This window comes from Planococcus soli, assembly GCF_016881065.1.
Lineage (GTDB): Bacteria > Bacillota > Bacilli > Bacillales_A > Planococcaceae > Planococcus > Planococcus soli.
The window spans coordinates 533,987-560,632 of record NZ_WXYN01000051.1; the positions used below are offsets into that span (position 1 = coordinate 533,987).

The 26,646-nt window shown below is 45.0% G+C and carries 24 protein-coding genes; all 24 read left to right on the forward strand.

The window, feature by feature from the left end; all coding sequences use genetic code 11:
• Positions 1-19 precede the first annotated feature (19 nt).
• The 24 genes from rimP (at position 20) to GJB59_RS17490 (ending at position 26,632) form a co-directional block, all read left to right on the forward strand.
• Positions 20-505, forward strand: a complete 486-nt coding sequence (rimP, locus tag GJB59_RS17375; RefSeq protein ID WP_142826551.1) for a ribosome maturation factor RimP — start codon at positions 20-22, stop codon at positions 503-505.
• A gap of 21 nt (positions 506-526) precedes the next feature.
• A complete protein-coding gene (nusA, locus tag GJB59_RS17380; RefSeq protein ID WP_142826550.1) occupies positions 527-1,654 on the forward strand; it encodes a transcription termination factor NusA in 1,128 nt (375 codons plus the stop codon).
• Positions 1,655-1,674: 20 nt separating this feature from the next.
• On the forward strand, positions 1,675-1,953 hold the full coding sequence (gene rnpM / locus GJB59_RS17385; protein WP_142826549.1) for an RNase P modulator RnpM: 279 nt from the start codon (positions 1,675-1,677) through the stop codon (positions 1,951-1,953).
• A complete protein-coding gene (locus GJB59_RS17390) occupies positions 1,953-2,297 on the forward strand; it encodes a YlxQ family RNA-binding protein (RefSeq protein ID WP_142826548.1) in 345 nt (114 codons plus the stop codon). The genes rnpM and GJB59_RS17390 overlap by 1 nt, the downstream gene beginning before the upstream one ends.
• Positions 2,275-4,656, forward strand: coding sequence for a translation initiation factor IF-2 (gene infB, locus GJB59_RS17395; protein ID WP_142826547.1), 2,382 nt, complete (start codon positions 2,275-2,277; stop codon positions 4,654-4,656). The genes GJB59_RS17390 and infB overlap by 23 nt, the downstream gene beginning before the upstream one ends.
• Positions 4,653-4,931, forward strand: coding sequence for a DUF503 domain-containing protein (locus GJB59_RS17400; RefSeq protein WP_142826546.1), 279 nt, complete (start codon positions 4,653-4,655; stop codon positions 4,929-4,931). The genes infB and GJB59_RS17400 overlap by 4 nt, the downstream gene beginning before the upstream one ends.
• 18 nt (positions 4,932-4,949) lie before the next feature.
• Positions 4,950-5,300: a 30S ribosome-binding factor RbfA gene (gene rbfA / locus GJB59_RS17405; protein WP_142826545.1), complete on the forward strand. Its 351-nt coding sequence runs from the start codon at positions 4,950-4,952 to the stop codon at positions 5,298-5,300.
• 67 nt (positions 5,301-5,367) lie between these two features.
• A complete protein-coding gene (truB, locus tag GJB59_RS17410) occupies positions 5,368-6,297 on the forward strand; it encodes a tRNA pseudouridine(55) synthase TruB (RefSeq protein WP_142826544.1) in 930 nt (309 codons plus the stop codon).
• Between the two features lies 1 nt (position 6,298).
• Positions 6,299-7,249, forward strand: a complete 951-nt coding sequence (ribF, locus tag GJB59_RS17415; protein WP_142826543.1) for a riboflavin biosynthesis protein RibF — start codon at positions 6,299-6,301, stop codon at positions 7,247-7,249.
• Between the two features lie 135 nt (positions 7,250-7,384).
• The gene (gene rpsO / locus GJB59_RS17420) at positions 7,385-7,654 is read left to right on the forward strand and encodes a 30S ribosomal protein S15 (protein ID WP_142826542.1); all 270 of its coding nucleotides are present in this window, start codon (positions 7,385-7,387) and stop codon (positions 7,652-7,654) included.
• Positions 7,655-7,804: 150 nt separating this feature from the next.
• Positions 7,805-9,922 (forward strand): polyribonucleotide nucleotidyltransferase, encoded by a 2,118-nt coding sequence (gene pnp, locus GJB59_RS17425; RefSeq protein ID WP_142826541.1) that lies wholly within the window; start codon positions 7,805-7,807, stop codon positions 9,920-9,922.
• Between the two features lie 59 nt (positions 9,923-9,981).
• Positions 9,982-11,208, forward strand: coding sequence for a M16 family metallopeptidase (locus GJB59_RS17430; RefSeq protein WP_142826540.1), 1,227 nt, complete (start codon positions 9,982-9,984; stop codon positions 11,206-11,208).
• A 78-nt stretch (positions 11,209-11,286) separates the two neighbouring features.
• Positions 11,287-12,324, forward strand: a complete 1,038-nt coding sequence (locus GJB59_RS17435; protein WP_142826675.1) for an aspartate-semialdehyde dehydrogenase — start codon at positions 11,287-11,289, stop codon at positions 12,322-12,324.
• A 128-nt stretch (positions 12,325-12,452) separates the two neighbouring features.
• On the forward strand, positions 12,453-14,120 hold the full coding sequence (locus GJB59_RS17440; protein ID WP_142826539.1) for a ribonuclease J: 1,668 nt from the start codon (positions 12,453-12,455) through the stop codon (positions 14,118-14,120).
• 79 nt (positions 14,121-14,199) lie between these two features.
• Positions 14,200-16,542: an FtsK/SpoIIIE family DNA translocase gene (locus GJB59_RS17445; RefSeq protein WP_142826674.1), complete on the forward strand. Its 2,343-nt coding sequence runs from the start codon at positions 14,200-14,202 to the stop codon at positions 16,540-16,542.
• A 175-nt stretch (positions 16,543-16,717) separates the two neighbouring features.
• The gene (locus GJB59_RS17450; RefSeq protein WP_142826538.1) at positions 16,718-17,446 is read left to right on the forward strand and encodes a GntR family transcriptional regulator; all 729 of its coding nucleotides are present in this window, start codon (positions 16,718-16,720) and stop codon (positions 17,444-17,446) included.
• A gap of 46 nt (positions 17,447-17,492) precedes the next feature.
• Positions 17,493-18,569 carry a BMP family lipoprotein gene (locus GJB59_RS17455; RefSeq protein WP_142826537.1) on the forward strand — a complete coding sequence of 359 codons (1,077 nt, stop codon included), beginning with the start codon at positions 17,493-17,495 and terminating at the stop codon, positions 18,567-18,569.
• 177 nt (positions 18,570-18,746) lie between these two features.
• Positions 18,747-20,306, forward strand: a complete 1,560-nt coding sequence (locus GJB59_RS17460) for an ABC transporter ATP-binding protein (RefSeq protein ID WP_142826536.1) — start codon at positions 18,747-18,749, stop codon at positions 20,304-20,306.
• Positions 20,296-21,345, forward strand: coding sequence for an ABC transporter permease (locus tag GJB59_RS17465; protein WP_142826535.1), 1,050 nt, complete (start codon positions 20,296-20,298; stop codon positions 21,343-21,345). The genes GJB59_RS17460 and GJB59_RS17465 overlap by 11 nt, the downstream gene beginning before the upstream one ends.
• 1 nt (position 21,346) lies before the next feature.
• Positions 21,347-22,306 (forward strand): ABC transporter permease, encoded by a 960-nt coding sequence (locus GJB59_RS17470; RefSeq protein ID WP_142826534.1) that lies wholly within the window; start codon positions 21,347-21,349, stop codon positions 22,304-22,306.
• Between the two features lie 136 nt (positions 22,307-22,442).
• A complete protein-coding gene (gene yfmF, locus GJB59_RS17475; RefSeq protein WP_142826533.1) occupies positions 22,443-23,717 on the forward strand; it encodes an EF-P 5-aminopentanol modification-associated protein YfmF in 1,275 nt (424 codons plus the stop codon).
• The gene (yfmH, locus tag GJB59_RS17480; RefSeq protein ID WP_142826532.1) at positions 23,710-25,011 is read left to right on the forward strand and encodes an EF-P 5-aminopentanol modification-associated protein YfmH; all 1,302 of its coding nucleotides are present in this window, start codon (positions 23,710-23,712) and stop codon (positions 25,009-25,011) included. The genes yfmF and yfmH overlap by 8 nt, the downstream gene beginning before the upstream one ends.
• Entirely contained in the window at positions 25,008-25,727 is a 720-nt protein-coding gene (ymfI, locus tag GJB59_RS17485) for an elongation factor P 5-aminopentanone reductase (RefSeq protein WP_142826531.1), read from the forward strand. Before yfmH ends, ymfI begins: the two co-directional genes overlap by 4 nt.
• A gap of 104 nt (positions 25,728-25,831) precedes the next feature.
• A complete protein-coding gene (locus tag GJB59_RS17490; protein ID WP_142826530.1) occupies positions 25,832-26,632 on the forward strand; it encodes a YmfK family protein in 801 nt (266 codons plus the stop codon).
• Positions 26,633-26,646: the final 14 nt, after the last annotated feature.

The following is a 26,646-nucleotide window of genomic DNA, read 5'->3' on the forward strand; positions in this document are numbered from 1 at the left end:
AAATTGGCGGGAGGCATGTATGAGCAAAATTACAGAACAAATCGAGCAGATAGTACAACCCATTACCAGTGAATTGGCATTGGAACTTGTAGATGTGGAATTCTTAAAAGAAGGCCGCGACTGGTTTTTACGAGTATACGTGGACAACCCGGAAGCACCTATTGACATTGACCAATGTGCGTTGGTAAGTGAAAAGCTGAGTGAGATTTTGGATCAGCTAGATCCGATCGAACAAAACTACTTCCTGGAAGTTTCATCTCCAGGGGCAGAACGTCCATTGAAGAAAGAAAAAGATTTCGAAAAAGCTCTCGGCAAATTTATTTATATCAAGACTTATGAGCCGGTTGAAGACGCCAAAGAGTTTGAAGGTTACTTAAAGTCTTATGATGATGAACAAGTGGAAATTGAAATTAAAATCAAAACACGCAGAAAAATAATTAACATTCCAAAAGAGAAGATTGCAGTTATCCGTTTGGCCATTGATTTTTCTGTGAAACCTGATTGAAGAACCTGGGAGTGAATATAAATGAGCAGTGAGTTATTGGATGCTTTTGAAGTATTAGAGAAACAAAAAGGGATTTCGCGTGAAGTTCTGATTGAAGCGATTGAAGCGGCATTGGTAACGGCATATAAACGGAATTTCAACCAAGCGCAAAATGTCCGTGTGGATTTGAACTTGAACACTGGCACAATGCTGGTTTATTCCCGTAAAGATGTAGTGGAAGAAGTCGAAGACGAACGCCTTCACATTTCTTTGGAAGACGCCAAAGTGATCAACCCGGCATACGAGCTTGGAGATGTTGTGGAAGAAGAAGTGACGCCGCGCAATTTTGGGCGCATTGCTGCACAAACAGCGAAACAAGTGGTTACACAGCGCGTCCGTGAAGCTGAACGCGGATTAATCTTCGAAGAGTTCGTGGATCGTGCTGACGATATCGTCAATGGCATCGTCGAGCGTATGGATGCACGCAACCTTTATGTTGGCCTTGGCAAAGTAGAAGCTGTGCTTCCGCAGACAGAGCAAATGCCAAATGAACATTACAAACCGCATGACCGCATCAAAGTGTATATCACGAAAGTGGAACGCACTACGCGTGGACCGCAAGTTTTTGTTTCACGCACTCATCCAGGATTGCTTCGCCGTTTGTTCGAGAACGAAGTACCTGAAATTTATGATGGCATTGTTGAAATCAAGTCGATTGCACGCGAAGCGGGAGATCGTTCAAAAATCTCTGTTTTTGCTCATCGTGACGACATCGATCCAGTTGGATCATGCGTTGGATCTAAAGGCGGCCGTGTTCAGACAATCGTCAATGAACTGAGCGGAGAAAAAATTGATATTGTGGAATGGTCTGAAGAGCCCGTTGTCTTTGTTGCAAATGCGCTTAGCCCATCCAAAGTGTTGGATGTCCAAGTGAATGAAGATGCGAAGTCAACTACGGTTGTCGTTCCAGACTATCAATTATCTCTTGCAATCGGCAAACGCGGACAAAATGCGCGTTTGGCAGCAAAACTAACCGGTTGGAAAATCGACATTAAGAGCGAAACAGATGCGCGGGAACTTGGAATTTATCCAAATCCGAACGCTGATATCGAATTAGTGGAATCCGGTGAAGAACTGGACGACTTTGATTTTTACGAAGAAAAAGAATAATGTAGAAAAGGTGATGTCCGTTGGCTCTGCAAAAGAAAATTCCATTACGGAAGTGTGTAGCTACAGGCGAGATGCATCCTAAAAAAGAAATGATCCGCGTTGTCCGTTCAAAAGAAGGCGAAGTATCTGTCGATTTGACGGGCAAGAAATCAGGACGCGGCGCGTACGTTTCGAAATCGGAAGATGCCATCGCGGCTGCCCGTAAAAAGAAAGTGCTGGACAAGCACTTGGAAGTCAAGGTTCCAGACGAAATCTATGATGAGTTAATTCGCGTCGTTCTCAGAGAGCAGTTGAAATAATGACTAAACAAAAAATTCTTCAATTGCTGGGATTGGCTACACGTGCAAGAATGACCATTTCCGGTGAAGAAATGACCGTGAACGAAGTCCGAAAAGGCAAAGCGAAATTAGTAATTGTCTCTGAAGATGCTTCAGACAACACCAGTAAAAAATTGCACGACAAATGCAAATCGTATGGAGTGGATGTTCATGTTTTTGCATCCCGTTTCGAGTTGGGACATGCGATAGGCAAAGAAGAGCGGGTAGTGATTGCAATTACCGATAAAGGTTTTGCAAAAAAAATAACCAGCTTATTCGAAGAAATTAATCGGGGGCGAGCAGATGACCAAAATTCGAGTACATGAATACGCTAAGAAGGTAGACAAGCCAAGCAAAGAGATTATTAATGAGTTGTCTAAACATAATATTACCGTACAAAACCATATGGCTACATTAGAAGACAATGCTGTATCGAAACTGGACAGCATATACAAAAATGCTTCAGCTGGACAGCGTCCACAAGCACCATCACGTCCATCAAGCCAAGGACAATCACGTCCGGCACAAAGTGGACAATCACGCCCATCGCAAGGAGGGCAATCACGTCCATCGCAGGGCGGCCAGTCGCGCCCATCAAGCCAGGGACAGTCACGTCCTTCAAGCCAAGGGCAGTCACGTCCGTCACAAGGCGGGCAGTCGCGCCCATCTGGACAAAGCCAATCACGTCCGGCAGCAGCACCGAGTCAAGGGCAATCCCGTTCACAAGGGAATGGCCAACGACCAACTACACCTGCAAAAACAGGGTCAAATTTCACGCCAAAAGCAGCTAAACCTACGGCAGGCCCAGGACAGCGTTCTTCAGGACGTCCAGGCGGCGGAAACCGCAACGGCTTCCAAAACCGCAACCGTAAAGGGAAACAGCAGCAACCGGTAAATCCGTTGCCGCCAATGCCTAAAAAAGAAAAAGAATTACCAGCTAAAATCACTTTCAGTGAGTCATTGACAGTAGCTGAGCTGGCAAAAAAATTAGGACGCGAGCCGTCTGAAATCATCAAAAAGTTATTTATGCTTGGGGTAATGGCTACCATTAACCAAGAGTTGGATAAAGATGCAATCGAATTGATTTGTGCTGAGTATGAGGTTGAAGTAGAAGAAGAGATCTTGGTGGATAAAACCGATCTTGAAGTTTACTTTGAACCAGAAGACGAAAGCCTTAACCAAGAACGTCCGCCAGTCGTTACCATCATGGGTCACGTTGACCATGGTAAAACCACTTTGCTTGATTCAATCCGCCACACGAAAGTGACTGCAGGAGAAGCAGGCGGAATTACGCAGCACATCGGCGCTTACCAAGTTGTCGATAACGGCAAAAAAATCACGTTCCTTGATACACCGGGACACGCAGCCTTTACAACTATGCGTGCTCGTGGAGCAAAAGTAACGGATCTTGCAATTATTGTTGTTGCAGCTGATGACGGCGTTATGCCACAAACAGTTGAAGCAATTAACCATGCCAAAGCGGCAGAAGTTCCAATTATCATTGCGGTCAACAAAATGGATAAGCCCAGTGCAAATCCTGACCGTGTTATGCAAGAACTGACGGATCATGGATTGGTTCCTGAAGCTTGGGGCGGCGACACAATTTTCGTACCGATTTCTGCTTTGAAAGGCGACGGCATCGATTCATTGCTTGAAATGATCTTATTGGTATCAGAGGTCGGCGAATTAAAAGCCAACCCTGCACGCCGTGCGATTGGTACTGTTATTGAAGCGGAGCTTGATAAAGGCCGCGGTTCAGTAGCTACACTACTTGTGCAAGATGGAACATTAAAAGTTGGAGACCCAATCGTTGTCGGCAATACTTTCGGCCGCGTTCGTGCAATGGTATCTGACCTTGGCCGCCGCGTAAAAGAGGCTGGTCCATCAACACCGGTTGAAATCACTGGTTTGAATGATGTACCTCAAGCAGGAGATCGCTTTGTTGTCTTCGAAGATGAAAAAACAGCTCGTCAAGTGGGAGAAACGCGTGCGACTTCAGCGCTTCAAGTTCAGCGTTCTGAAAAAACACGGGTAACTCTTGATAACTTGTTTGATCAATTGAAGCAAGGCGAAATGAAAGAGTTGAACTTGATTGTCAAAGCTGACGTTCAAGGAGCAGTTGAAGCAATGGCTGCATCTCTTCTGAAAATTGATGTTGAAGGCGTTAATGTGAAGATTATCCACACAGGCGCTGGTGCCATTACGGAATCTGATATTTCGTTGGCAGCTGCTTCAAATGCCATCGTTATAGGTTTCAACGTCCGTCCTGATGCAAACGCGAAACGCGCTGCTGATGCAGAAGGCGTAGATATCCGTCTACACCGCATCATTTATAAAGTAATCGAAGAAATTGAATTTGCGATGAAAGGATTGCTTGATCCGGAATTTGAAGAAAAAATTATCGGCCAAGCTGAAATCCGCAGCACGTTCAAAGTTTCTAAAGTCGGAACAATTGCCGGAAGCTATGTAACAGAAGGCAAAATCACGAGAGACAGCGGCGTTCGCGTCATCCGTGAAGGCATTGTTGTATTCGAAGGTGAAATTGATACTTTGAAACGCTTTAAAGACGATGCTAAAGAAGTGGCTAAAGGATACGAATGCGGGATTACCATCAAAAATTTCAACGATGTGAAAGAAATGGACATTATCGAAGCTTACGTTATGGAAGAAATCGAACGTAAATGATCCTGTACATGGAATGCGAATTTTTCATTCCAACGGCACATTCGTTAAAAGATAAGCGGGCAGTGGTTAAAAGCATGCTGACCCGCAGCAGGCAGAAATTCAACGTTTCCGCAGCAGAGATTGATCATCAGAATGTCTGGCAGCGAACGCGCATTGCCTTTGTGATTGTGTCATCCTCAAAAGAGGTGGCAGATAAAGAAATGGCGCAAGTTCTCTACTATCTGGAAAGCAATCCTGCTTGGGAATGCTTGGAGATTGAAAAAGAATATTTGTAAGAACGAGGTGGATTAGCAATGACAATGCGAGCGAATCGTGTAGCTGAGCAGATGAAAAAAGAGCTTAGCGATATCATCAGCCGAAAACTGAAAGATCCACGTATCGGATTTGTCACTGTAACAGATGTTGAAGTTACAGGAGATCTCCAACAGGCAACTGTATACATCAGCGTTTTAGGCGAAGACCACGCAAAAGAACAGACATTGCTTGGGTTAACGAAGTCAAAAGGATTTATCCGTTCCGAAATTGGGCAGCGGATCCGTCTCCGTAAAACTCCTGAATTGTCTTTTGAAATCGATTCGTCGGTTGCTTACGGCAATCGAATTGATTCGCTGTTGCGTGACATTCAAGAACCAAAAGAAGATTAAAATCAAAGCCTGCTGTCTATTCCAGATAGCAGGCTTTTTTTTGCATCAAGCAAAGGAGCTATGGATTATGGCGCTAAATGGAATACTTCCACTATGGAAAGAAAAAGGGATGACCTCCCATGACTGTGTATTTAAATTGAGAAAAATCCTGCAAACAAAAAAAGTCGGGCATACCGGGACGCTGGATCCTGAAGTGGATGGCGTGCTGCCAATCTGCATCGGCAACACGACCAAAGTTGCCGAATACATTACCGACCAGGGCAAGACTTATGAAGCTGAAGTGACAATCGGCTATTCAACTGAAACGGAAGATGCAACTGGAGCAACAGTGGACACGGATGATTCAGAGAAGCATATTACACGAGAGCAAGTTGAAGTGGCATTGCTTGGGCTGACGGGAAGCATCAAACAAATTCCGCCCATGTATTCGGCCGTTAAAGTAAATGGCAAGAAACTTTATGAGTACGCGCGCCAGGGAATTCCTGTTGAACGTCCTGAGCGCACAGTGCGCATCGACTCGATTGAGTTGCTGGACGATGATCAGCAATGGGCAGGACAGGAAATTAAGTTCAATATCCGCATCCGTTGCGGCAAAGGAACATACATCCGGACATTAGCCGTGCAAATTGGAGAAGCATTAGGCTATCCTGCACATATGTCGAGGCTGACCCGAACAGAATCCGGTAAATTCAACCAAAAAGATTGTGTCACGCTTGCCGAAGTGGCCGAACTTGCTCAAAATGGACATATCGGCGACATTTTGAAACCGCTCAGCTATGGTTTAAGTGCGTTTCCATTCATGGAAATTGAATCCAAGCAGATTTTTGCTGTGAAAAATGGTCAGGTGCTGGCACGCCATGCCATACTCGATCAAATGGGATTTGTTGTATTGACATATAAGGGGCAGCCTGTAGCACTTTATAAAAATCATCCTGAAAAAGCGGACAAGATGAAACCTGAAAAAATGTTCGGTTTTCCGACAGCAGACGAGGTGTAATATGGAAATTATTCATTTGAGTTATCCAATTCACGTAAAACCTGATAGCGAAACCGGTCCTTTGTCGCTGGCACTCGGCTTTTTTGACGGGGTACATAAAGGGCATCAGCGGGTTATAGGCGAAGCAATGGAACAGGCTGTACAAAAAGGTATCAAGTCCGCAGTCATGACCTTTGATCCGCATCCGTCTCTGGTGCTTGGCGGACGCAAAGAAGAAGTCTTCTACATCACACCCATGCAGCAAAAAATGGAGATACTGGAAGAGCTGGGTGTTGATTATTGCTTTATTGTCCGCTTTACTTCCGAATTCGCCAAATTGACCCCTGAGGAATTCATCGAGATTTTTATTAAAGGCCTCAATGTAAGGCATGTTACTGCTGGATTTGATTTTTCATTTGGCAGCAGAGGCAAAGGCGATATGGCGTTGATGAAAAGAGACGGCGAAAGCTTTTACGATGTCACAGTGATCGATAAGCAAGAAGCGGGTGATGAAAAAATCAGTTCGACGCGCATCCGCGAATTATTAAAGCAAGGCACCGTTGATCAGGTATGCCACCTTCTGGGTCGACCGTTCCGGGTTATCGGCACCGTCGTCAATGGCGACAAGCGTGGCCGCACTATTGGTTTTCCGACAGCCAACGTAGAACCCGAGCTTGGCGCCATCGTGCCAAGCCGCGGTGTCTACGCCGTCAGAATTCAGGTGCAGGGGCAATCTTACAACGGTGTCTGCAACATCGGCTACAAGCCGACCTTCAATAATCCGGATGTAAAAAAACAAGTGATCGAAGTCCATATCCTCGATTTTGATAAGTCGATTTACGGGGAAATGGTAGAAGTCGAATGGCATGAACGAATCCGGGATGAGCAGAAGTTCTCCGGCATCGACGAGTTGAAGGCGCAGATTCAGCGGGACAAAGAGACAGCCGAAAGTTTTTTTGCAGGCATTAATTAGCCGGTGCAGTTGATTTTGAAAAAGCCTTATGCTATTATTTATGAGTACTGAATGTACAAACCGTTGCTTGGCAAATCGAATCACCAACGTTTGCTCGGTAATTGGGGATATCAGAAATTAGGAGGTGGAAACAGTATGGCAATCACACAAGAACGTAAAAATGAATTGATCAATGAATACAAAGTGCATGACACTGATACTGGGTCTGCAGAAATTCAAATCGCCATTCTTACAGAAGACATCAACAACTTGAATGAGCACTTACGTACTCACAAAAAAGATCATCACTCACGTCGTGGTCTATTCAAAATGGTTGGACGCCGTCGTAACTTGCTAAAATACTTACGTGAAAACGAAGTGGCTCGCTACCGCGAGTTAATCGCAAGACTTGGCCTACGCCGTTAATAGCAAACAGAAAAAAGCGGGATTCGTCCCGCTTTTTCTTTATGGATAAAACTTTAATCTAGTGCATCGCACACCGCATGCATTTTTGATACACTACTAATGGATACATATAGTATATAGAAACAAGGTAATAGAGAGGAGCTCGATAGTATGGAGCAAACAAAAAAAGTTTACACACTTGATTGGGCAGGCCGGGAATTACAGGTTGAGGTCGGCCAATTGGCAAAACAAGCAAACGGAGCAGCATTGATCCGTTATGGTGATACAGCAGTTCTTTCAACTGCAACCGCTTCAAAAACTCCAAAACCACTGGATTTCTTTCCACTGACAGTTAACTACGAAGAGCGTCTATACGCTGTCGGCAAAATTCCTGGCGGATTTATCAAACGTGAAGGACGTCCTTCTGAAAAAGCGACGTTAACAAGCCGTTTGATCGACCGTCCAATCCGTCCATTATTCCCGGATGGCTTCCGTAATGAAGTACAGGTAATCTCAATGGTCATGTCAGTCGATCAGGATTGCCCATCAGAAATGGCTGCCATGTTCGGTTCTTCATTGGCTTTGATGATTTCCGATATTCCATTCGGTGGACCGATTGCTGGAGTAATCGTTGGCTTGATCGATGGACAATACATCATCAACCCGACAAATGATCAGCTGGACAAGAGCTCGATCAACTTGACGGTCGCCGGAACAAAAGAGGCTATCAATATGGTGGAAGCAGGAGCGAAAGAAGTTTCTGAAGAAATCATTTTGGAAGCGATCATGTTCGGCCACGAAGAGATCAAGAAATTGATTGCTTTCCAGGAACAGATTGCTGCTGAAGTCGGCAAAGATAAAACTGATATCCAGCTTTACGAACTAGATGCGGAATTGACAAGCTCACTTAAAGAAGCTGTAGAAGCGGATTTGAATGCGGCTGTCCAAATCAATGAAAAACAAGCGCGCAATGAAGCGATTGATGAAGTCAAAGCACGCGCTATGGCAGCATACGAGGAATCGGATGATGCAGTGAAAAAACAGGCTGGCCAAATCCTTGATAAAATGGTTAAAGATGAAGTGCGCCGCTTGATCACTGACGAGAAAATCCGTCCGGATGGCCGTGGACCTTCTGAAATCCGTCCATTATCTTCTGAAGTCGGCATTTTAAACCGTACACACGGTTCTGGTTTGTTCACGCGTGGACAAACGCAGGCGATGAGCATTTGTACACTGGGCGCTTTAGGTGATGTTCAAATCATCGACGGCCTTGGCATTGAAGATACGAAACGTTTTATGCATCATTACAACTTCCCGTTGTTCTCAGTTGGCGAAACCGGCTTCCTTCGTGGACCTGGCCGCCGCGAAATCGGACACGGGGCACTGGGAGAACGTGCACTTGAAGCGGTCATTCCAAATGAAAAAGATTTCCCTTACACAATTCGTCTTGTGGCAGAAGTATTGGAATCAAACGGTTCGACTTCACAGGCAAGCATCTGTGCGTCAACGCTTGCTATGATGGATGCTGGTGTTCCATTGTCAGCTCCAGTAGCAGGTATTGCGATGGGGCTGGTCAAAAAAGGCGATAACTATACCGTGTTGTCTGATATCCAAGGCATGGAAGATTACCTTGGCGATATGGACTTTAAAGTGGCGGGTACTGCTAAAGGCATTACGGCTCTTCAAATGGACATTAAGATCGATGGTCTTTCTCGTGAAATTTTGGAAGAAGCATTGGCTCAGGCTCAAATCGGCCGTATCCACATCCTTGAATCGATGCTGGCAACGATTGCTGAACCTAGAACAACTCTTTCTAAATTCGCACCTAAAATCATCATGGTGAAGATCAATCCTGACAAGATCCGCGACGTTATCGGACCTGGCGGTAAAGTGATCAACAAAATCATTGATGAAACAGGCGTTAAGATTGATACAGAACAAGACGGCACCATCTTCATTTCATCTGTTGACGAAGAAATGAATGCGAAAGCGAAAGCGATGATCGAAAACATTGTGCGTGAAGCAAAAGTCGGCGAATATTACGAAGGCAAAGTAAAACGCATTGAGAAGTTCGGTGCATTCGTGGAATTGTTTCCAGGCAAAGATGGCCTTCTTCATATTTCTGAAATCCAGGAAGAACGGACGAAAGAAGTGGAAGATGTTCTGAAAATGGATCAGGTCCTTCAAGTCAAAGTAATTGAAATTGACCGCCAAGGCCGTGTAAACTTATCACGTAAGATCGTATTGAAAGAACAAAAAGAAGCAGCAGAAAAACAAAACCAAGAATAATCAACCATTCAAATTGCCGACTTTGTCGGCAATTTTTTACTATGAGGAGGAACATGCACATGGTGACTACTAAGACTTGCAAAAATGGATTGCGCATCGTTTCCGAACATATTCCCTATTTCCATTCGGTTGCGGTAGGGGTCTTTGTCAATAACGGCTCCCGGGATGAACTTCCGGAAGAAAACGGCATTACGCATTTTATCGAACATATGCTGTTCAAAGGAACAGACCTGCGCACAGCAAAGGAGATTGCCCAGGAATTTGACCGTATCGGCGGAGATATCAATGCCTATACGTCAAAAGAGTATACCTGCTATTACGCTAAAGTATTGGATCATCATGCAGAACATGCCGTAGCTGTATTAGCTGATATGCTGTTCAATTCGCAAATGGATCCAGTAGAGTTCGATAAGGAACGCCAAGTCATTCTTGAGGAAATCAGCATGACAGAAGATATGCCGGATGACGATGTACACGAACAGCTGTGGCGCGTCATGTATCCGAAAAATTCGATCGGAGCACCCATACTTGGGACTGCTGAAACACTCGCCAGCTTCACACCGGAGAAGATCCGCGATTACATGGACCGGCATTACACACCGGCTAACACCGTCGTTTCAGTAGCTGGCAATATTACACCAGCATTGCTGGAGACGATTGAAGCGTTGTTTGGTGCTTTTGAAAGGAAAGAAAGTCCTAAAAAATATGAACTGCCTGTTTTTACATCCGGTTACTCATTAAAGAACAAAGAAACAGAACAGGGACATCTATGCCTCGGATTTCCAGGGCTGTCGTTAAATGATCCTGATATTTATAACATCACTGTTTTAAACAATATTATCGGCGGCTCGATGTCTTCAAGGCTGTTCCAGGAAATTCGGGAGCAACGCGGTTTGGCTTATTCGATTTTTTCGTATCATTCAGCCTACTCCGATCACGGAACCTTGGCGATATACGGTGGAACTTCAGACGAACAGATGGCTGAAATGCAGCAGGTAATTTTGAGCTTGCTGAAAGAATTGAAAAACGGCGGGATTACGCAGCAGGAAATCATCGACTCAAAAGAGCAGCTGAAAGGCAGCTTGATGCTGGGGCTTGAAAGCACCAGTGCGCGCATGAGCCGAAACGGCAGACATGAATTGCTGCTGGGCAAACACCAAACGTACGATGAAGTACTTGAGCAAATCGATCTTGTATCACTCGAAAAAGTTTTATCTTTGCTCGATATTCTGGTGAAGTCACCTGCCATTTCCATTATTCGTCCGAAAGAAGCTCTCTTAGTTTAAGGGAGCTTTTTGTTATTTCGTTTCTCTAGCAGACTAAATTATGTTACAATAACTCAAATCACCATTGAAGGAGCGAATATTGTGAAAACATATAACGTAGCAATTATGGGAGCAACAGGGGCAGTTGGCCAACAAATGAAAGAGCAATTGGAGAAGCGGAAATTTCCGGTAAAAGACATTGTCTTTTTGTCTTCAAGCCGTTCGGCCGGTAAAAAAATTAGATTCAACGGCAAAACATTCACCGTTCAGGAAGCAAAACCTGAATCATTTGAAGGCATCGACATCGCGTTGTTCAGTGCTGGCGGCAGTGTATCGGAAAAGTTTGCGCCGGAAGCTGTCAAGCGCGGGGCAATCGTCATCGACAACACCAGCGCATTCCGGATGGACAAGGAAGTGCCGCTTGTCGTACCTGAAGTAAACAAAAGCGACCTCTCTCTACATAAGGGCATCATTGCCAACCCGAACTGTTCCACCATCCAGATGGTCTGCGCCTTGCAGCCGTTGAAAGAGCAGTTTGGCATGACCAAAATTGTCGTCTCTACCTATCAGGCCGTTTCAGGAGCGGGCATTGACGCCATCAATGAACTAAAAGCCCAGTCGGCTGACTTTGACAATGCCAAAACGGCGGATGCGAACATGCTGCCGGTCAAGTCTGCCGCGCGTCATTATCCAATTGCATTTAATGCGATTCCGCAAATCGATCAGTTTACAGACAACGGCTACACATTTGAAGAAATGAAAATGATCAATGAAACCAAGAAAATCATGCATGACGATTCCTTGGCTGTCGCAGCTACTTGCGTGCGGCTGCCTGTGGTTACAGGGCATTCAGAATCAGTGTATGTCGAGCTTAAAGGCGCAGCAACTGTCGAGCAAGTCAAACAGGCAATGGTCGATGCACCTGGGGTTGAACTGATGGATGATCCATCAAACCAAGTCTACCCAATGCCGTTGATGGCTGCAGGACTGGACGAGGTGTTTGTCGGGCGTATCCGCCAGGACCTGGACAATCCGAATGGCTTCCACCTATGGGTCGTTTCAGACAACTTGGTCAAAGGTGCCGCACTGAATTCTGTACAGATTGCAGAAGCATTAATCGAAGAAAATATCATTTAAATCAAAACAGCAATCGTTTAAATAAACCGGCCATTGCGCCGGTTTATTTTTTTCTTTGGACTGTTTCAGGGGATTCCCGTATAATGAAGTTTATGGATGTGTACGGGTGAATTTTAGGAGGAAATAAATTGAGTAAAATTAAAAATGAAGTAATACGAGTTATCCCTTTAGGCGGCGTCGGTGAAGTCGGCAAAGCCATGTACGTAATCGAAATTGACGAAGATCTGTTTGTTGTAGACAGCGGATTGATGTTCCCGGAAGATGAAATGCTGGGCGTCGATATTGTCATTCCAGACATGACTTTCCTGGAAGAAAACAAAGACCGCGTCAAAGGAGTTTTCTTGACGCATGGCCATGAGGACGCAATCGGTTCCATCGCTTATTTATTGAAGAAAATCCAGGCTCCGGTTTATGGATCGAAATTAACGATTGCATTAGCGAAAGAACATATTAAAGAACAAGGTTCTTTAAAACACGTAAAGTTCTTTGAAGTGACCAACAAAAGCCGCATGAACTTTGATAAAACGCATGTGACGTTCTTCCATACGACACACAGCATTCCTGACGCACTTGGAATCGTCTTCCACACATCAGAAGGCGCCATTGTGCATACAGGCGAATTTAAATTCGATCAATCCGCTAAAGGAAGCTATAGACCGGATATTGCAAAAATGGCGAAATTGGGAGAAGACGGCGTACTTATGCTGTTGTCTGACTCAACTGAAGCTGAACGTCCAGGCTATACCACGTCTGAAATTGTGGTTGCTGACCATATTCTGTCGGCGTTTCTTGCTGCAGAAGGCCGCGTATTGGTATCCCTGTATTCATCAAACTTTATCCGCATCCAGCAAGTATTCGACATTGCGGCAGCTACAGGCAAAAAAGTCGCTGTAGCAGGCAGAAGCCTGGAAAGCAGCTATGAAGTCGGCTTGCGCCTAGGCTACTTGACCGTTCATGAAGATACCGTCATTTCCTTGAAAGACCTGGAAAACTACCGTGATGACGAAGTTGTCATTATCGTTACCGGCAACCAGGGAGAACCGCTGGAAGCATTGGACAAGATGGTCCGCAAACAGCACAAAGACGTTAAAATTAAAGAAACTGACACCATATTGATTACATTCACACCATCACCCGGTATGGAAGTTCCTATGTTCCAAACAATGAACAAACTGGCAAAAGCTGGTGCAAACGTTTTGACTGCCAGCAAGAAAGTCCACGTTTCAGGACATGGCAGCCAGGAAGATTTAAAAATGATGTTGAACATGATGAAACCCAAGTATTTCATTCCCATCCAGGGTGAATACAAAATGCTGATTGCCCATTCTAAATTGGCGCAGCAAGTGGGATTGCACAAGTCTGAAATCTTTATTGCCGATAAAGGCGATATCGTGGAATACAAAGGCGGCAAAGTCCGCATGAGCGGCCGCGTTACAGCCGGCAATGTGCTGATTGATGGCATTGGCATCGGTGATGTTGGAAACATCGTTTTGCGTGATCGTAAGTTGTTGTCACAGGACGGAATTTTCATCGTTGTGGTGACATTGAACCGCAAAGAAAAGAAAATTGCTTCCGGTCCGGAAATGATTTCACGCGGTTTTGTTTATGTCCGTGAATCAGAAGAGCTGATGGATGAATCTACAAGACTTGTCCGCAAAGTCGTTGAAAAATACGTAACCAGAGACGCGTTCGAGTGGAATAACATCAAGCAGGAAATTCGTGATACGTTGAATTCTTACCTGTTCCAGCAGACAAAACGCCGTCCAATGATTATCCCGATTATTATGGAATACTAAGAGAAAAAGAAAAAGGATTTCCATACCGAGTCATTCGGAGGAAATCCTTTTTCGATTACGGAGGAAATGAGGAATGGCGATGACCAGGGCTCGAACAACCACTAAAGCAAAACCTAACGCAAGAGCAAAAGCAAAAGCAAAGCCAAAAACAAAACCGAAAAACAAAAAACGGCAGCCAATGCCGATGATCGCCTATGAAATGATCGGATTGGTATTACTGGGGATATCCGTATTAATGGTGTTCCAACTGGGCGTTATCGGCAAAATGTTCTATAACATGGCAGAATTTATGGCAGGCTATATGGCCTTCCTAATTCCGCTGGCACTTGTCTATATCGCTGTTTATGTAATGGTCAAACGTTCATGGCCAAAGCCAAGGGCGAAAATAGCGATTGGGTCGGCATTTGTTCTGATCGGCATATTGCTGATTTGCCACTTAATCTGGGCAGCCGGCACCATTTTGCCAATTACGTCAGGAAATGTCTTATCCGAGACCATCCGCAACACACAAATGACAGGAACGGTTTGGAGCACTTATTTGGCTACTGGAGGCGGAATTATCGGTGCATTGCTGTATGCTATGCTGCATGTGCTATTTGATACTGCTGGCACGTGGGTAGTGGCGATCATCTTGCTGTCCATCGGGGCCATTATTTTAACAGGAAAAGCAGCAGCACCCTTTATTGCTGAAAAGATTCCAAGTGCCCGTCCAGCGATCGATGCGCTAGTAAGCCGCTTTCAACGGGACAAGCCGAAGAAACTGCGGGCTCCCCGCAAAAAGTCGGAGCCGGAGCAAGTGCTGGAAATTAATGAATCTCTAGCCTATGAGGAAGAGGAAGAGGAAGAAGATCTCTTGTACCGTCCAAAACAGGAAGAACCAATCATTTCTGCATTTACTGAAAACGTTAAACCAAAACAGGCAGAAACAGCGCCGGAGCCGATTGTGGAACCGGAGACTGGAGAAGTCCAATTGCTGTCGACTGCAGAAGAGCTGGAAAATGAAGAATACCAGCTGCCGCCACTCAGCCTGTTAACCTTGCCTCCGCATCATGACCAAAGCGGAGAGTATTCAGGCATTCAGAAAAACGCCAAGAAGCTTGAAAAAACTTTCCAAAGCTTCGGCGTCCGTGCGAAAGTGACACAAGTCCATTTGGGTCCTGCTGTCACCAAGTACGAAGTTTTGCCGGATACCGGTGTGAAAGTAAGTAAAATTGTCAGTTTGCACGACGATTTAGCTTTGGCTTTGGCAGCCCGCGATATTCGTATTGAAGCGCCGATTCCAGGGAAATCCGCTATTGGCATCGAAGTGCCAAATTCGGAAGTATCAATCGTCAGTCTGCGCGAAGTGCTGGAATCGGAAGAAAACAACCGCCCGGATGCTAAGCTGTTGTTTGCTCTGGGCAGAGACGTGACCGGACAAGCTGTGATGACGGAATTAAACAAAATGCCGCATTTGCTCGTTGCTGGTTCAACAGGCAGCGGGAAATCCGTGTGCATTAACGGCATTATCACAAGCATCATCATGCGCGCCAAGCCGCATGAAGTGAAAATGATGATGATCGATCCGAAAATGGTGGAACTGAACGTCTACAACGGCATTCCGCATCTGTTGGCACCGGTTGTGACAGATCCGCGCAAAGCGGCACAGGCACTGAAGAAAATCGTTTCAGAAATGGAAAGAAGATACGAGCTGTTTTCGCATACCGGTACACGCAATATTGAAGGCTATAACGAATATGTCCGTATTTTCAATGAAGAAAATGAAGACAAGCATCCAAAACTGCCGTTTATCGTGGTTATCGTCGATGAGTTGGCTGATTTGATGATGGTCGCTTCAAACGAAGTAGAAGACGCAATCACGCGTTTGGCTCAAATGGCACGTGCAGCAGGCATCCACTTGATCATCGCCACACAGCGGCCAAGCGTCAACGTCATCACCGGTGTTATCAAAGCGAATATTCCATCCCGCATCGCTTTTGCCGTCTCATCTTCCATTGATTCTCGAACGATCCTGGATATGGGCGGTGCAGAAAAATTGCTGGGCCGCGGAGACATGCTGTTTCTCGGAGCCGGCCAATCAAAACCGGTTCGTGTTCAAGGGGCATTCCTGTCGGATTCAGAAGTCGAAAAAATTGTTGATTTTGTTATCGAACAGCAAAAAGCACAATACCAGGAAGATATGATTCCAACTGAAATTGACGATACCAAGATAGATGAAGAAACAGATGAAATCTATGATGAAGCCGTTCAATTGGTGACCGAAATGCAGACAGCGTCGGTTTCCATGCTGCAGCGCCGGTTCCGTGTCGGCTATTCACGTGCTGCCCGGATCATAGACCAAATGGAGCAGCGGGGAGTGGTTGGTCCTTATGAAGGCAGCAAACCACGAACGGTATTAGTTCCAAAGCAGGAAGATTACTGAGCTTTTGGGTTTTTTTTGTGACATAATGATTAGTATTTTAGATAATGAAGAAATGAAAATTCGCTAAATTCGACAAATTACTATTTATTTCATTTGTAATAAGTGGTATAGTAATTTTGATTAGTAGGAATGTTTTACATCAGATGTCTGATCTCTGTCATGGGTGGTGAATCGTATGACAATTAAGTCGGATCATCGTGCTTTGTACCTTCAAGTGATCGATCGAATGAAACAGGATATTGCGGCGGGCGTCTACAAAGAAAAAGAGAAGTTGCCGTCCGAATTCGAGTTATCGAAAACACTGGGAGTCAGCCGCGCGACTTTACGAGAAGCGCTGCGGTTGTTGGAAGAAGATAATATTATCGTCAGACGCCACGGAGTCGGAACATTCGTCAATTCCAAACCATTATTTTCTTCAGGGATTGAACAATTGACAAGTGTTTCCGATATGATCCGCCAGGCGGGAATGGAACCGGGTGCCATCTACTTGAGCACTTCGGAGAGCCTTTCCTCTGAAGAAGATATAAAACGCTTTCATTGCACTGGCGATGATACTATTATTACTATTGAACGCGTCCGTACGGCAAACGGAGACCCTGTCGTGTATTGCATCGACAAGGTACCTTCGGATTATTTGCCTGCAGATTTTCTAGGACGCACCGAAAGTTCCATTTTTACAGCGATTGAGGAATCAGGAGATATTCATATATCCTATGCGGTCACGTTTATCGATCCGACGGGGTATCATGAAGAAGCTTCACCAATCCTGGAATGTGAACCGGAAACAGCATTACTGGTATTAAAACAGCTCCATTACGATGAAGACGATCGCTTGGTGCTTTATTCAAAAAATTATTTCAGAGCTGATAAATTCAGCTTTCATGTGGTTCGCAAACGCGTGTAAAACATCAAATTCCTGCTAATATCAAAAAACCTTGGGGGTTATTACATTGACAAAACGTAAATTTGGTCTTGGTTTATCATTAATGCTTGCTGCTGGTACTATGCTTGCTGCTTGTGGAAGCGAAGAAGATACTTCAACTGGCGAAACTGGCGGAGGAGAAGAAGGCACAGAAGAAGCTGCTGATTTCTCGGTTGCCATGGTTACAGATGTCGGCGGTGTGGATGATAAATCCTTCAACCAATCTGCTTGGGAAGGAATCCAGCAATTTGGTGAAGAAAATGGCCTTGAAAAAGGCGATGGCGGCTTTGATTACCTTCAATCTGCATCAGACGCGGATTACAACACCAACTTGAACAATTTAATCCGTCGTGACTTTGACGTAGTTTACGGCATCGGCTTCTTGATGGAAGGCGCTGTAGCTGAAATTGCTGAACAGCAGCCTGAAGCCCAAATTGCGATTATAGATGCAGTAGTAGATGCTCCAAACGTTGCAAGTGTCTTGTTTAAAGAGCAGGAAGGCGCATTCCTTGCGGGTGTAGCAGCAGCTCTAATGACAGAAACTAATAAAATCGGATTTGTTGGCGGGATGGAAATTCCGGTAATCGAACGTTTTGAAGCAGGATTCCTTGAAGGAGTTGCAACTGTTGACGATACTATTGAAGTCGATGTTCAATACACAGGGGCTTTTGATAAAGCGGAATTAGGTAAAACAACTGCGAACCGTATGTACTCTGCTGGAGCAGACATCATTTTCCACGCTGCTGGCGGCACTGGAAACGGCGTATTCACTGAAGCAAAAGAACGTAAAGAAGCAGATCCAGAAGCAAACGTTTGGGTTATCGGCGTAGATGCTGACCAATACGATGAAGGCCAAACTGGCGATGCCAACGTAACATTGACTTCAGTATTGAAGCGTGTTGATACAGCTGTAATCAATATTTCTGAACAGGCGATGGCTGGCGAATTCCCAGGCGGCGAAACAATCACTTACGGTTTGTCTGATGAAGGTGTAGGCCTTGCAGATTCACGCGGAGCAATTCCTGAAGACGTGATGACGCAACTTGAAGATTACCAGCAACAAGTTATCGATGGCGACATCGTAGTTCCCGATACTTTACAGTAGAAGTTAATTAGCAGCACGGTCATCATAAAGACCGGTTTAACCGGTCTTTATGATTTTTTTTGCCCATAAGCAGGAAATTAATAGATGAAAGGCTTTTGGCAACGGAAGCCTTTCCTGTATTAATTAATTAGTTAATTCAATCACAAGAAGTTAGTAGCTTTCAGGGGAGTGACAACAGTGGAGTATGTAATCGAAATGCTGAATATCCGTAAAGAGTTCGGTACATTTGTCGCCAATGACAATATTACGCTGCAACTACAAAAAGGAGAAATTCATGCGCTATTAGGGGAAAACGGGGCAGGGAAATCTACTTTAATGAACGTCCTATTCGGTTTGTACCAGCCGGAAGGCGGAGAAATCCGAGTGCGCGGCCAAAAAGTGGATATTGCCAATCCGAACGTCGCCAATGATCTTGGCATCGGAATGGTTCACCAGCATTTTATGCTGGTTGAAAATTTTTCTGTTACTGAAAACATCATTTTAGGAAGTGAGCCAACAAAATACGGCATCACCAATAAAAGGGATGCGGCTAAAAAAGTTCAAGCCCTCTCTGAGCAATATGGCTTGAATGTAGATCCTTATGCGATCATCGAGGATATTTCGGTGGGCATGCAGCAGCGTGTTGAAATATTAAAAACTTTGTACCGCGGAGCCGAAATTTTGATATTCGATGAGCCGACCGCTTCATTGACGCCTCAGGAAATCACGGAATTGATTCAGATCATGAAACGGTTGATTGCTGAAGGCAAATCCATCATTTTGATTACACATAAATTAAAAGAAATCATGGATGTTTCAGACCGGGTAACAGTCATCCGCAAAGGCCAGGGAATCGGGACGGTTATTACTTCAGAAACCAACCCGAACGATCTGGCATCATTGATGGTTGGTCGCCAAGTGGAATTCACTACAGTTAAAGGCCAGGCATTCCCAGGGGAAGAAATTCTGGATATTAAAAATCTCGTGGTTCAGGATTACCGTGGAGTAGAGAAAGTGAAGAGCCTGAATTTGAACGTCCGCAAAGGTGAAATTGTCGGAATTGCGGGAATTGACGGCAATGGACAGTCTGAACTGATCGAAGCAATAACGGGGTTGCGTAAAGTGAAGAGTGGGACTATCTTCATCAACGGCAAAGAAGTCACCAATATGAAACCGAGAAAAGTAACTGAATCGGGCGTAGGGCATATACCTCAGGATCGCCATAAGCATGGTTTGGTATTGGATTTCCCAATTGGCCATAACATTTCGCTTCAGACATACTACACAAAACCGATTTCCAAATCGGGCATTATCGATTACAACAAAATTAATGATAAAGCGCTGCAGATCATCAAGGATTTTGATGTCCGGACTCAAGGTCCTGGAGAGTTGGCCCGTTCCCTATCCGGGGGCAATCAGCAAAAAGCCATTATCGGCCGTGAAGTCGACCGGGATCCGGATCTGTTGATTGCGGCTTTGCCGACTCGTGGATTGGACGTTGGCGCCATTGAATTTATCCATAGCCGGTTGATCGAACAACGCGATAACGGCAAGGCAGTTCTCCTAATATCCTTCGAATTGGATGAAGTCATGAACGTTTCAGACCGAATTGCAGTTATCCATGACGGTGAAATTGTGGACATCGTGACACCGGAAAGCACGAGTGAGCAGGAGTTGGGATTATTGATGGCAGGTCATACCGGCCATAAGGAATCCCAGGATTTGACGAAGAAAGGTGAGGATCAGCATGTCGAATAGAGTGACCAATCTCCTGGTCCCCATCATTTCCGTTATTTTAGGACTATTGGTAGGCGCGGTGATCATGCTGGTCAGTGGCTATAACCCATTGGAAGGCTATGCCGCTCTATGGAACGGGATTTTTGGCGATATGTATACAATCGGCGAAACAATCCGCCAAATCACACCTTATTTATTGGCGGGTCTTGCGGTCGCTTTTGCGTTCCGCTCAGGTCTGTTCAATATTGGTGTTGAAGGGCAATTGATCGTCGGATGGTTTGCTGCGGCTTATGTAGGGGTAGCTGTAGAATTGCCGAAAATTATCCATTTGCCATTGGCAATCATTGCGGCAGCGGTGGCTGGCGCATTATGGGGCTTTGTACCAGGGCTCCTGAAAGCGAAGTTCCATGTTCATGAAGTAATTATTACCATCATGATGAACTATATCGCATTGCACGTAACAAACGCATTGATCCGTACGGTTTCCGATGGAGGAGACAGGACAGAAAATATTTTTGCCAGCGCTTCCCTGCGTTCTGAGTTTCTTGAAAACCTCACGGAATTTTCACGGCTCCACTTGGGAATCGTCCTCGCTCTGGTTATGGTCGGGGTAATGTGGTTTATCCTTGAAAAAACAACGCTTGGCTTTGAGCTGAAAGCTGTTGGATTTAATAAAAACGCCTCTCAATACGCAGGCATGAATGTCAACAAGAACATCATTTTGGCGATGGTCATCTCTGGGGCATTTGCTGGTATGGCCGGCGCTATGGAAGCACTTGGAACGTTTGAGTACGTGTCTTCTAAAGGTGGTTTTACGGGTATCGGATTTGACGGGATTGCAGTCGCATTGCTGGGGATGAATACGCCTCTGGGTGTCATTTTCGGGGCTACGTTATTCGGGTCCTTGAAGTATGGAGCATTGAACATGCCGAATGCTGCCGGTATTCCGATCGAGATTGTTGAAATCGTAATCGCAGTTATCATCTTTTTTGTAGCTTCCGGCTACATCATTCGCTTGCTGCTGCTCCGTGCTTCAGCTAAGAAGAAGGAGGCGAAGTAATATGAGTTTCCTTGACGTTCTATACTTCATCATTCCTTCGGCAATTTTCTATGCAGCTCCGCTTATTTTAGTGGCGATTGGCGGCGTATTCTCGGAGAAATCCGGAGTCGTCAATATTGGTCTCGAAGGGCTGATGGTGATTGGGGCATTTGTCGGAATCCTATTCAACTTATTGTATGCTGATACATTCGGTGCAGCGACGCCTTGGATTTCACTCATTGCGGCGATGGTAGCTGCTTTGCTGCTATCACTGCTTCACGCTGTAGCTTCCATCTCGTTCCGGGCAGATCAAGTTGTATCGGGTGTTGCCATCAACTTGTTGGCTGTTGCATTATCTCTGTACTTAGTAAAAAGAATTTTCGATAAAGGTCAGACAGACTTTATTACAGAGCGGTTTGCACGCTATAATGTGCCGTTCTTGTCGGACATTCCAGTTATCGGACCTTTATTCTTTACATCCGTCTACAATACATCGTTCTTTGCGATTGGTGTTGCCTTTGTGGCATGGTTTGTCATTTACAAAACGCCTTTCGGTTTGCGCTTGCGTGCTGTCGGGGAACACCCGATGGCTGCAGACACAATGGGTGTCAACGTAGCAAGAATGCGTTATATTGCCGTTATGATTTCTGGTGCGTTAGCAGGAATTGGCGGTGCGATTTATGCACAGACCATCACCAATGATTTTGGTCACGCTACTATCAATGGCCAGGGCTTTATGGCACTGGCAGCGATGATTTTTGGGAAATGGCATCCGCTGGGCGCGATGGGAGCTGCATTGTTTTTCGGATTTGCACAATCCTTGAGCATTGTCGGTTCATCCATTCCAATCATCCAAGAGATTCCAAACGTCTTCCTATTAATATTGCCGTATGTTTTGACGATCTTTGCGCTTGCCGGATTTATCGGCCGTGCCAATGCACCGCTGGCAAACGGAAAACCATATATCAAAGGACAACGATAAGCTATTTGAAAGAGCCGTCATTGCGACGGCTCTTTTGTTTTGCGGACTATAACGGGCCGCTTGCGCTTTTCTTTATTTGCAATTAACGGAAAAGGTTCGGTATAGTTAGAACATGAACGACGAGAGGGGATTCCACATGTTTGAAACAATTAACATTGCTAAAGGCGTTAACGTACACGTCAATGAGACGACACAATTTAAAACGATAAATTTTTCGATTAAGTTCAAAGATAAACTCACCAAGGAAAAAGCATCTGCCCGATCGATTTTGGCAAACGTGCTGCAGCACAGCAATGAAGTCTATCCTTCACACACAGCACTGCGCATGGTGTTGGACGATCTTTACGGGACATCTCTTTACATAGATTCTTCAAAACGGGGCAACGAACATGTCGTAACTTTGAACGTAGAAACAGTCAACGATCAATACTTGTCTGAAAAAGGCGTATTGGAAAAAGTACTGAATTTAATGTACATCGTCTTGTTCAAACCTAATTTTGAGCACGGACAGTTTAAAGAATCTATTTTCCTTCGTGAAAAAAATGCTATTGTGCAACGGATCGAGTCCGTTTTTGACGAAAAAACGCGCTATGCGCAACAGCGCATGATGGAGCTTGCATTGCCAAACCATCCAGCATCGATTACTTCAAATGGTACGATCGAAGATGTGGAGAACGTCACCAACGAACAACTGGTTGCCGAGTACAAAGAAATGGTAGCTGAGAATGAAATTGAAATTTACGCTGTAGGCGATGTCAAACCAGAGATGATCGCTTCCCATATCCGTGAGTTTTTCCATTTTAAAGACCGCGAAAAGGCGATAGCGGTCCCTCCATTGGAACTTGTGAAACCAGAGCAATCGCATGTGCTCGAATACGAGGATATGAAACAAGGAAAGCTTCATATGGCATTTTTTACGCCAATTACTTTCCGAGACGAAAAATTTCCGGTGATGCAATTGATGAACGGCGTTTTCGGCGGCTATGCGCATTCCAAGCTATTTGTTAATATCCGTGAAAAAGAAAGCATGGCTTATTACGTATCGAGCTCTTTTGCTTCGCAATTCGGCCTGATGTTTGTTTTGGCGGGCATTGACTCGAAGCTGGAAGAAAAAGCGGTGAAGTTGGTTCTTGAGCAATTGGAAGAAGTTAAAAAAGGCAATATTTCCGATATGGAACTGGACCAGACAAAAGCCCTTTTGACGAATCAATTAAAAGAAGCTCTTGATTCGGCTCGCGGCCAAATCGATATTTACGATCAATATATGGAGTTAATGGATAAATTCGAACCGGAATTCATGATAAACAGATGGAAGAATGTCACGAAAGAAGATATCGCTGATGTAGCCCAGCAGCTTTCTTTGGAAATGACATACTTCCTATCAGGCAAGGAGGATGAAAGGGATGCATAAAGTTGAATTTGAACAATTGGAAGAAACACTTTTTCATGAAAAGCTGGACAATGGCTTGAATGTTTACATTCTCCCTAAAAAAGGTTTTTCAAAAACCTTCGCCACTTTCACAACCAAATACGGCTCAATTGACAATCATTTTGTGCCGCAGGGTGGAACTGAACCGATTAAAGTACCGGATGGCATCGCTCATTTTCTGGAGCATAAAATGTTTGAAAAAGAAGAAGGGGATGTTTTTCAGGAGTTCAGCAAGCAGGGAGCTTCAGCAAATGCCTTTACTTCGTTCACACGGACAGCCTATTTGTTTTCGGCAACCGGTGAAATCGATAAAAATGTCAAAACTTTATTGAATTTTGTCCAAACCCCTTATTTTACGGAAAAAACCGTCGAAAAAGAAAAAGGCATCATTGCACAAGAAATCACCATGTATGATGATCAGCCGGATTGGCGCCTGTATTTCGGCATTATCGAAAACCTCTATAAAAATCATCCGGTGAAAATTGATATTGCCGGAACTGTAGAATCTATTCAGGACATCACGGCTGAACATTTATACACTTGTTACAATACTTTTTACCATCCTTCCAACATGGTCTTGTTCGTAGTCGGCAACGTCGATCCCGAGCAAATGATGAAATTGGTGAAAGAAGACCAGGCACAGAAAACCTTTGTGGAACCGACAGAAATCAAGCGTATTTATCCGGATGAGCCGAAAGAAGTTGCCATCAAGGAGCGTGTGCTGGAAATGAGCGTCCAGAAGCCGAAAGTCTTCTACGGCATCAAACCGGAGAAACTGGATTTGATCGGACCCGACATGCTCAAGCATGAACTGGCTGCTCAATTGGCCTATGAACTGCTGTTTGGGCGGACTTCTGATTTCTATCACCACGCCTATGAGAACGATTGGATCGACGAATCTTATTCGTTTGACTACTCATTGGAAAACGGCTTTGGCTATGCCCTGATCGGCTCTGATACGCACAAACCGGAAATCCTGATCAAGGAAATCAAACACACGCTTCAAAACGCGGTAGAAAAATGGCCGTTTGGACAAGAAGATCTTGATCGTGTACGGCGCAAAAAAATCGGCTTTTTCATGAGAGCACTAAATTCACCGGAATACATCGCCAACCAATTTACCCATTATGCGTTTAATGATATGAATTTATTTGATGTGGTACCTGTATTGGAGGGGCTGGAAGTTTCAGACCTTCAAAACGCATTCGCATTGGTCAGCCATGAACCTCAGCATTCCGTCTTTACCATCATGCCTACGAAAAAGGATGAACAGTGAAACGATTTGCTGTCCTGTTAGGGGCATCCGGAGAAATTGGTGAAAGCATTGCGCTTCAGTTGGCCGAAAGCGGCTGGTCTCTTTACTTGCATTGGAATAGCCGGCCGACAGAGACATTGGCAAAGCAGTTGGCTGAAAAATATCCTACACAGGAATTTATTGCCGTGCAGGCCGATTTTGCTGAAGCATCAGGGGCGCAGCAGCTTGCAGCCAATGTCTATGATGCCAGCTGCATTATTGTGGCATGTGGCCAGTCGCTGGTGAAAATGCTGATGGATACTACAGATGAAGACATGGAAGCGTTGTGGCGGGTGCATGTGAAAAATCCGGTCTCGGCAATTCGGCTGATTTCCCCATTTTTCCATCGTCATGACAAATCTTATATCGTCTTTATTTCCTCTATTTGGGGAGAAACGGGGGCTTCCATGGAAACCGTCTATTCATCTGTAAAAGGCGCACAGCTGGCGTTTGCCAAAGCCTATGCCAAGGAAATGGCGCCTTCTGGAACCCGTGTCAACGCAGTTGCGCCTGGATTTATCCAAACAGAAATGAATGCATCACTAACAGCAGAAGAACTGCAGGAAATAGAAGAAGAAATTCCACTGGGGCTTGGTTCGCCTCAAGACATAGCGGATGCAGTCGATTTTCTTGTAAACGGCAAAGCGGATTATATGACGGGGCAAACGCTGCGCATCAATGGCGGATGGCTGATGTGATGGCGTTTCACTGCTCTTCATGTAACTAATTGCCCTTTTCCTATTGCGCCAGATCAGCTATTATATTAACTAAAGATCTCTTCGGAGAAAGGTCGGGGATTTGCATGAAAGAATGGTATTTCGAATACGAAATTCAAGTGAACCGTCCGGGCCTGCTTGGTGATATTGCTTCTCTTTTGGGGATGCTGCGGGTAAATATCGTAACGATCAATGGTGTGGACCAAGGCCGCCGCGGAATGTTGCTGCGCGCCGAGCACGATGTCCAGCTGGAGCGATTTGAACAGATCCTGTCAACCATCGAAACTATTGCGGTAACAAAATTCCGTGAACCAAAACTGCGGGATATTCTGGCAGTGCGGCACGGCCGGTATATCCAGCGAGACGCTGATGACCGCAAAACTTTCCGTTTTGTGCGTGATGAGCTGGGGCTGCTGGTCGATTTCATGGCAGAAATCTTCAAGCAGGAAGGCCATAAACTGGTCGGCCTGAGAGGGATGCCGCGTGTCGGCAAAACAGAGTCGATTGTGGCCGCAAGTGTCAGTGCCAATAAAAAATGGATTTTTCTTTCTTCCACGATGATCAAGCAAACCGTTCGCAACCAATTGATGGGCGATGAACACAATGCCAACAATATTTTTATTCTGGATGGCATTGTTACACGCCGATCTGCAGACGAACGCCATATGCAGCTGGTGCGTGAAATGATGCGCATGCCAACCATTAAAGTTGTGGAGCATCCCGATAAATTTGTCGAGCAGTCAGAATACAGCATCGACGATTTTGATTATATTATTGAACTGCGCCATCATCCGGAAGAGAAAATCACCTATGAAGTGTTGGAGAAAAACACTTTTATGGATGAAAAATCACAAGGGGACATGTTTGGGGACGGATTCAACTTCTAAGTAGGCAGGTGATC

Excerpts from the sequence above, each read along its gene's own strand:
- rimP (WP_142826551.1), top strand. The coding sequence starts at position 20 with ATGAGCAAAATTACAGAACAAATCGAGCAGATAGTACAACCCATTACC.
- nusA (WP_142826550.1), top strand. The coding sequence starts at position 527 with ATGAGCAGTGAGTTATTGGATGCTTTTGAAGTATTAGAGAAACAAAAA.
- GJB59_RS17390 (WP_142826548.1), top strand. The coding sequence starts at position 1,953 with ATGACTAAACAAAAAATTCTTCAATTGCTGGGATTGGCTACACGTGCA.
- infB (WP_142826547.1), top strand. The coding sequence starts at position 2,275 with ATGACCAAAATTCGAGTACATGAATACGCTAAGAAGGTAGACAAGCCA.
- GJB59_RS17400 (WP_142826546.1), top strand. The coding sequence starts at position 4,653 with ATGATCCTGTACATGGAATGCGAATTTTTCATTCCAACGGCACATTCG.
- rbfA (WP_142826545.1), top strand. The coding sequence starts at position 4,950 with ATGACAATGCGAGCGAATCGTGTAGCTGAGCAGATGAAAAAAGAGCTT.
- truB (WP_142826544.1), top strand. The coding sequence starts at position 5,368 with ATGGCGCTAAATGGAATACTTCCACTATGGAAAGAAAAAGGGATGACC.
- ribF (WP_142826543.1), top strand. The coding sequence starts at position 6,299 with ATGGAAATTATTCATTTGAGTTATCCAATTCACGTAAAACCTGATAGC.
- rpsO (WP_142826542.1), top strand. The coding sequence starts at position 7,385 with ATGGCAATCACACAAGAACGTAAAAATGAATTGATCAATGAATACAAA.
- pnp (WP_142826541.1), top strand. The coding sequence starts at position 7,805 with ATGGAGCAAACAAAAAAAGTTTACACACTTGATTGGGCAGGCCGGGAA.
- GJB59_RS17430 (WP_142826540.1), top strand. The coding sequence starts at position 9,982 with ATGGTGACTACTAAGACTTGCAAAAATGGATTGCGCATCGTTTCCGAA.
- GJB59_RS17445 (WP_142826674.1), top strand. The coding sequence starts at position 14,200 with ATGACCAGGGCTCGAACAACCACTAAAGCAAAACCTAACGCAAGAGCA.
- GJB59_RS17450 (WP_142826538.1), top strand. The coding sequence starts at position 16,718 with ATGACAATTAAGTCGGATCATCGTGCTTTGTACCTTCAAGTGATCGAT.
- GJB59_RS17465 (WP_142826535.1), top strand. The coding sequence starts at position 20,296 with ATGTCGAATAGAGTGACCAATCTCCTGGTCCCCATCATTTCCGTTATT.
- GJB59_RS17470 (WP_142826534.1), top strand. The coding sequence starts at position 21,347 with ATGAGTTTCCTTGACGTTCTATACTTCATCATTCCTTCGGCAATTTTC.
- yfmF (WP_142826533.1), top strand. The coding sequence starts at position 22,443 with ATGTTTGAAACAATTAACATTGCTAAAGGCGTTAACGTACACGTCAAT.
- yfmH (WP_142826532.1), top strand. The coding sequence starts at position 23,710 with ATGCATAAAGTTGAATTTGAACAATTGGAAGAAACACTTTTTCATGAA.
- GJB59_RS17490 (WP_142826530.1), top strand. The coding sequence starts at position 25,832 with ATGAAAGAATGGTATTTCGAATACGAAATTCAAGTGAACCGTCCGGGC.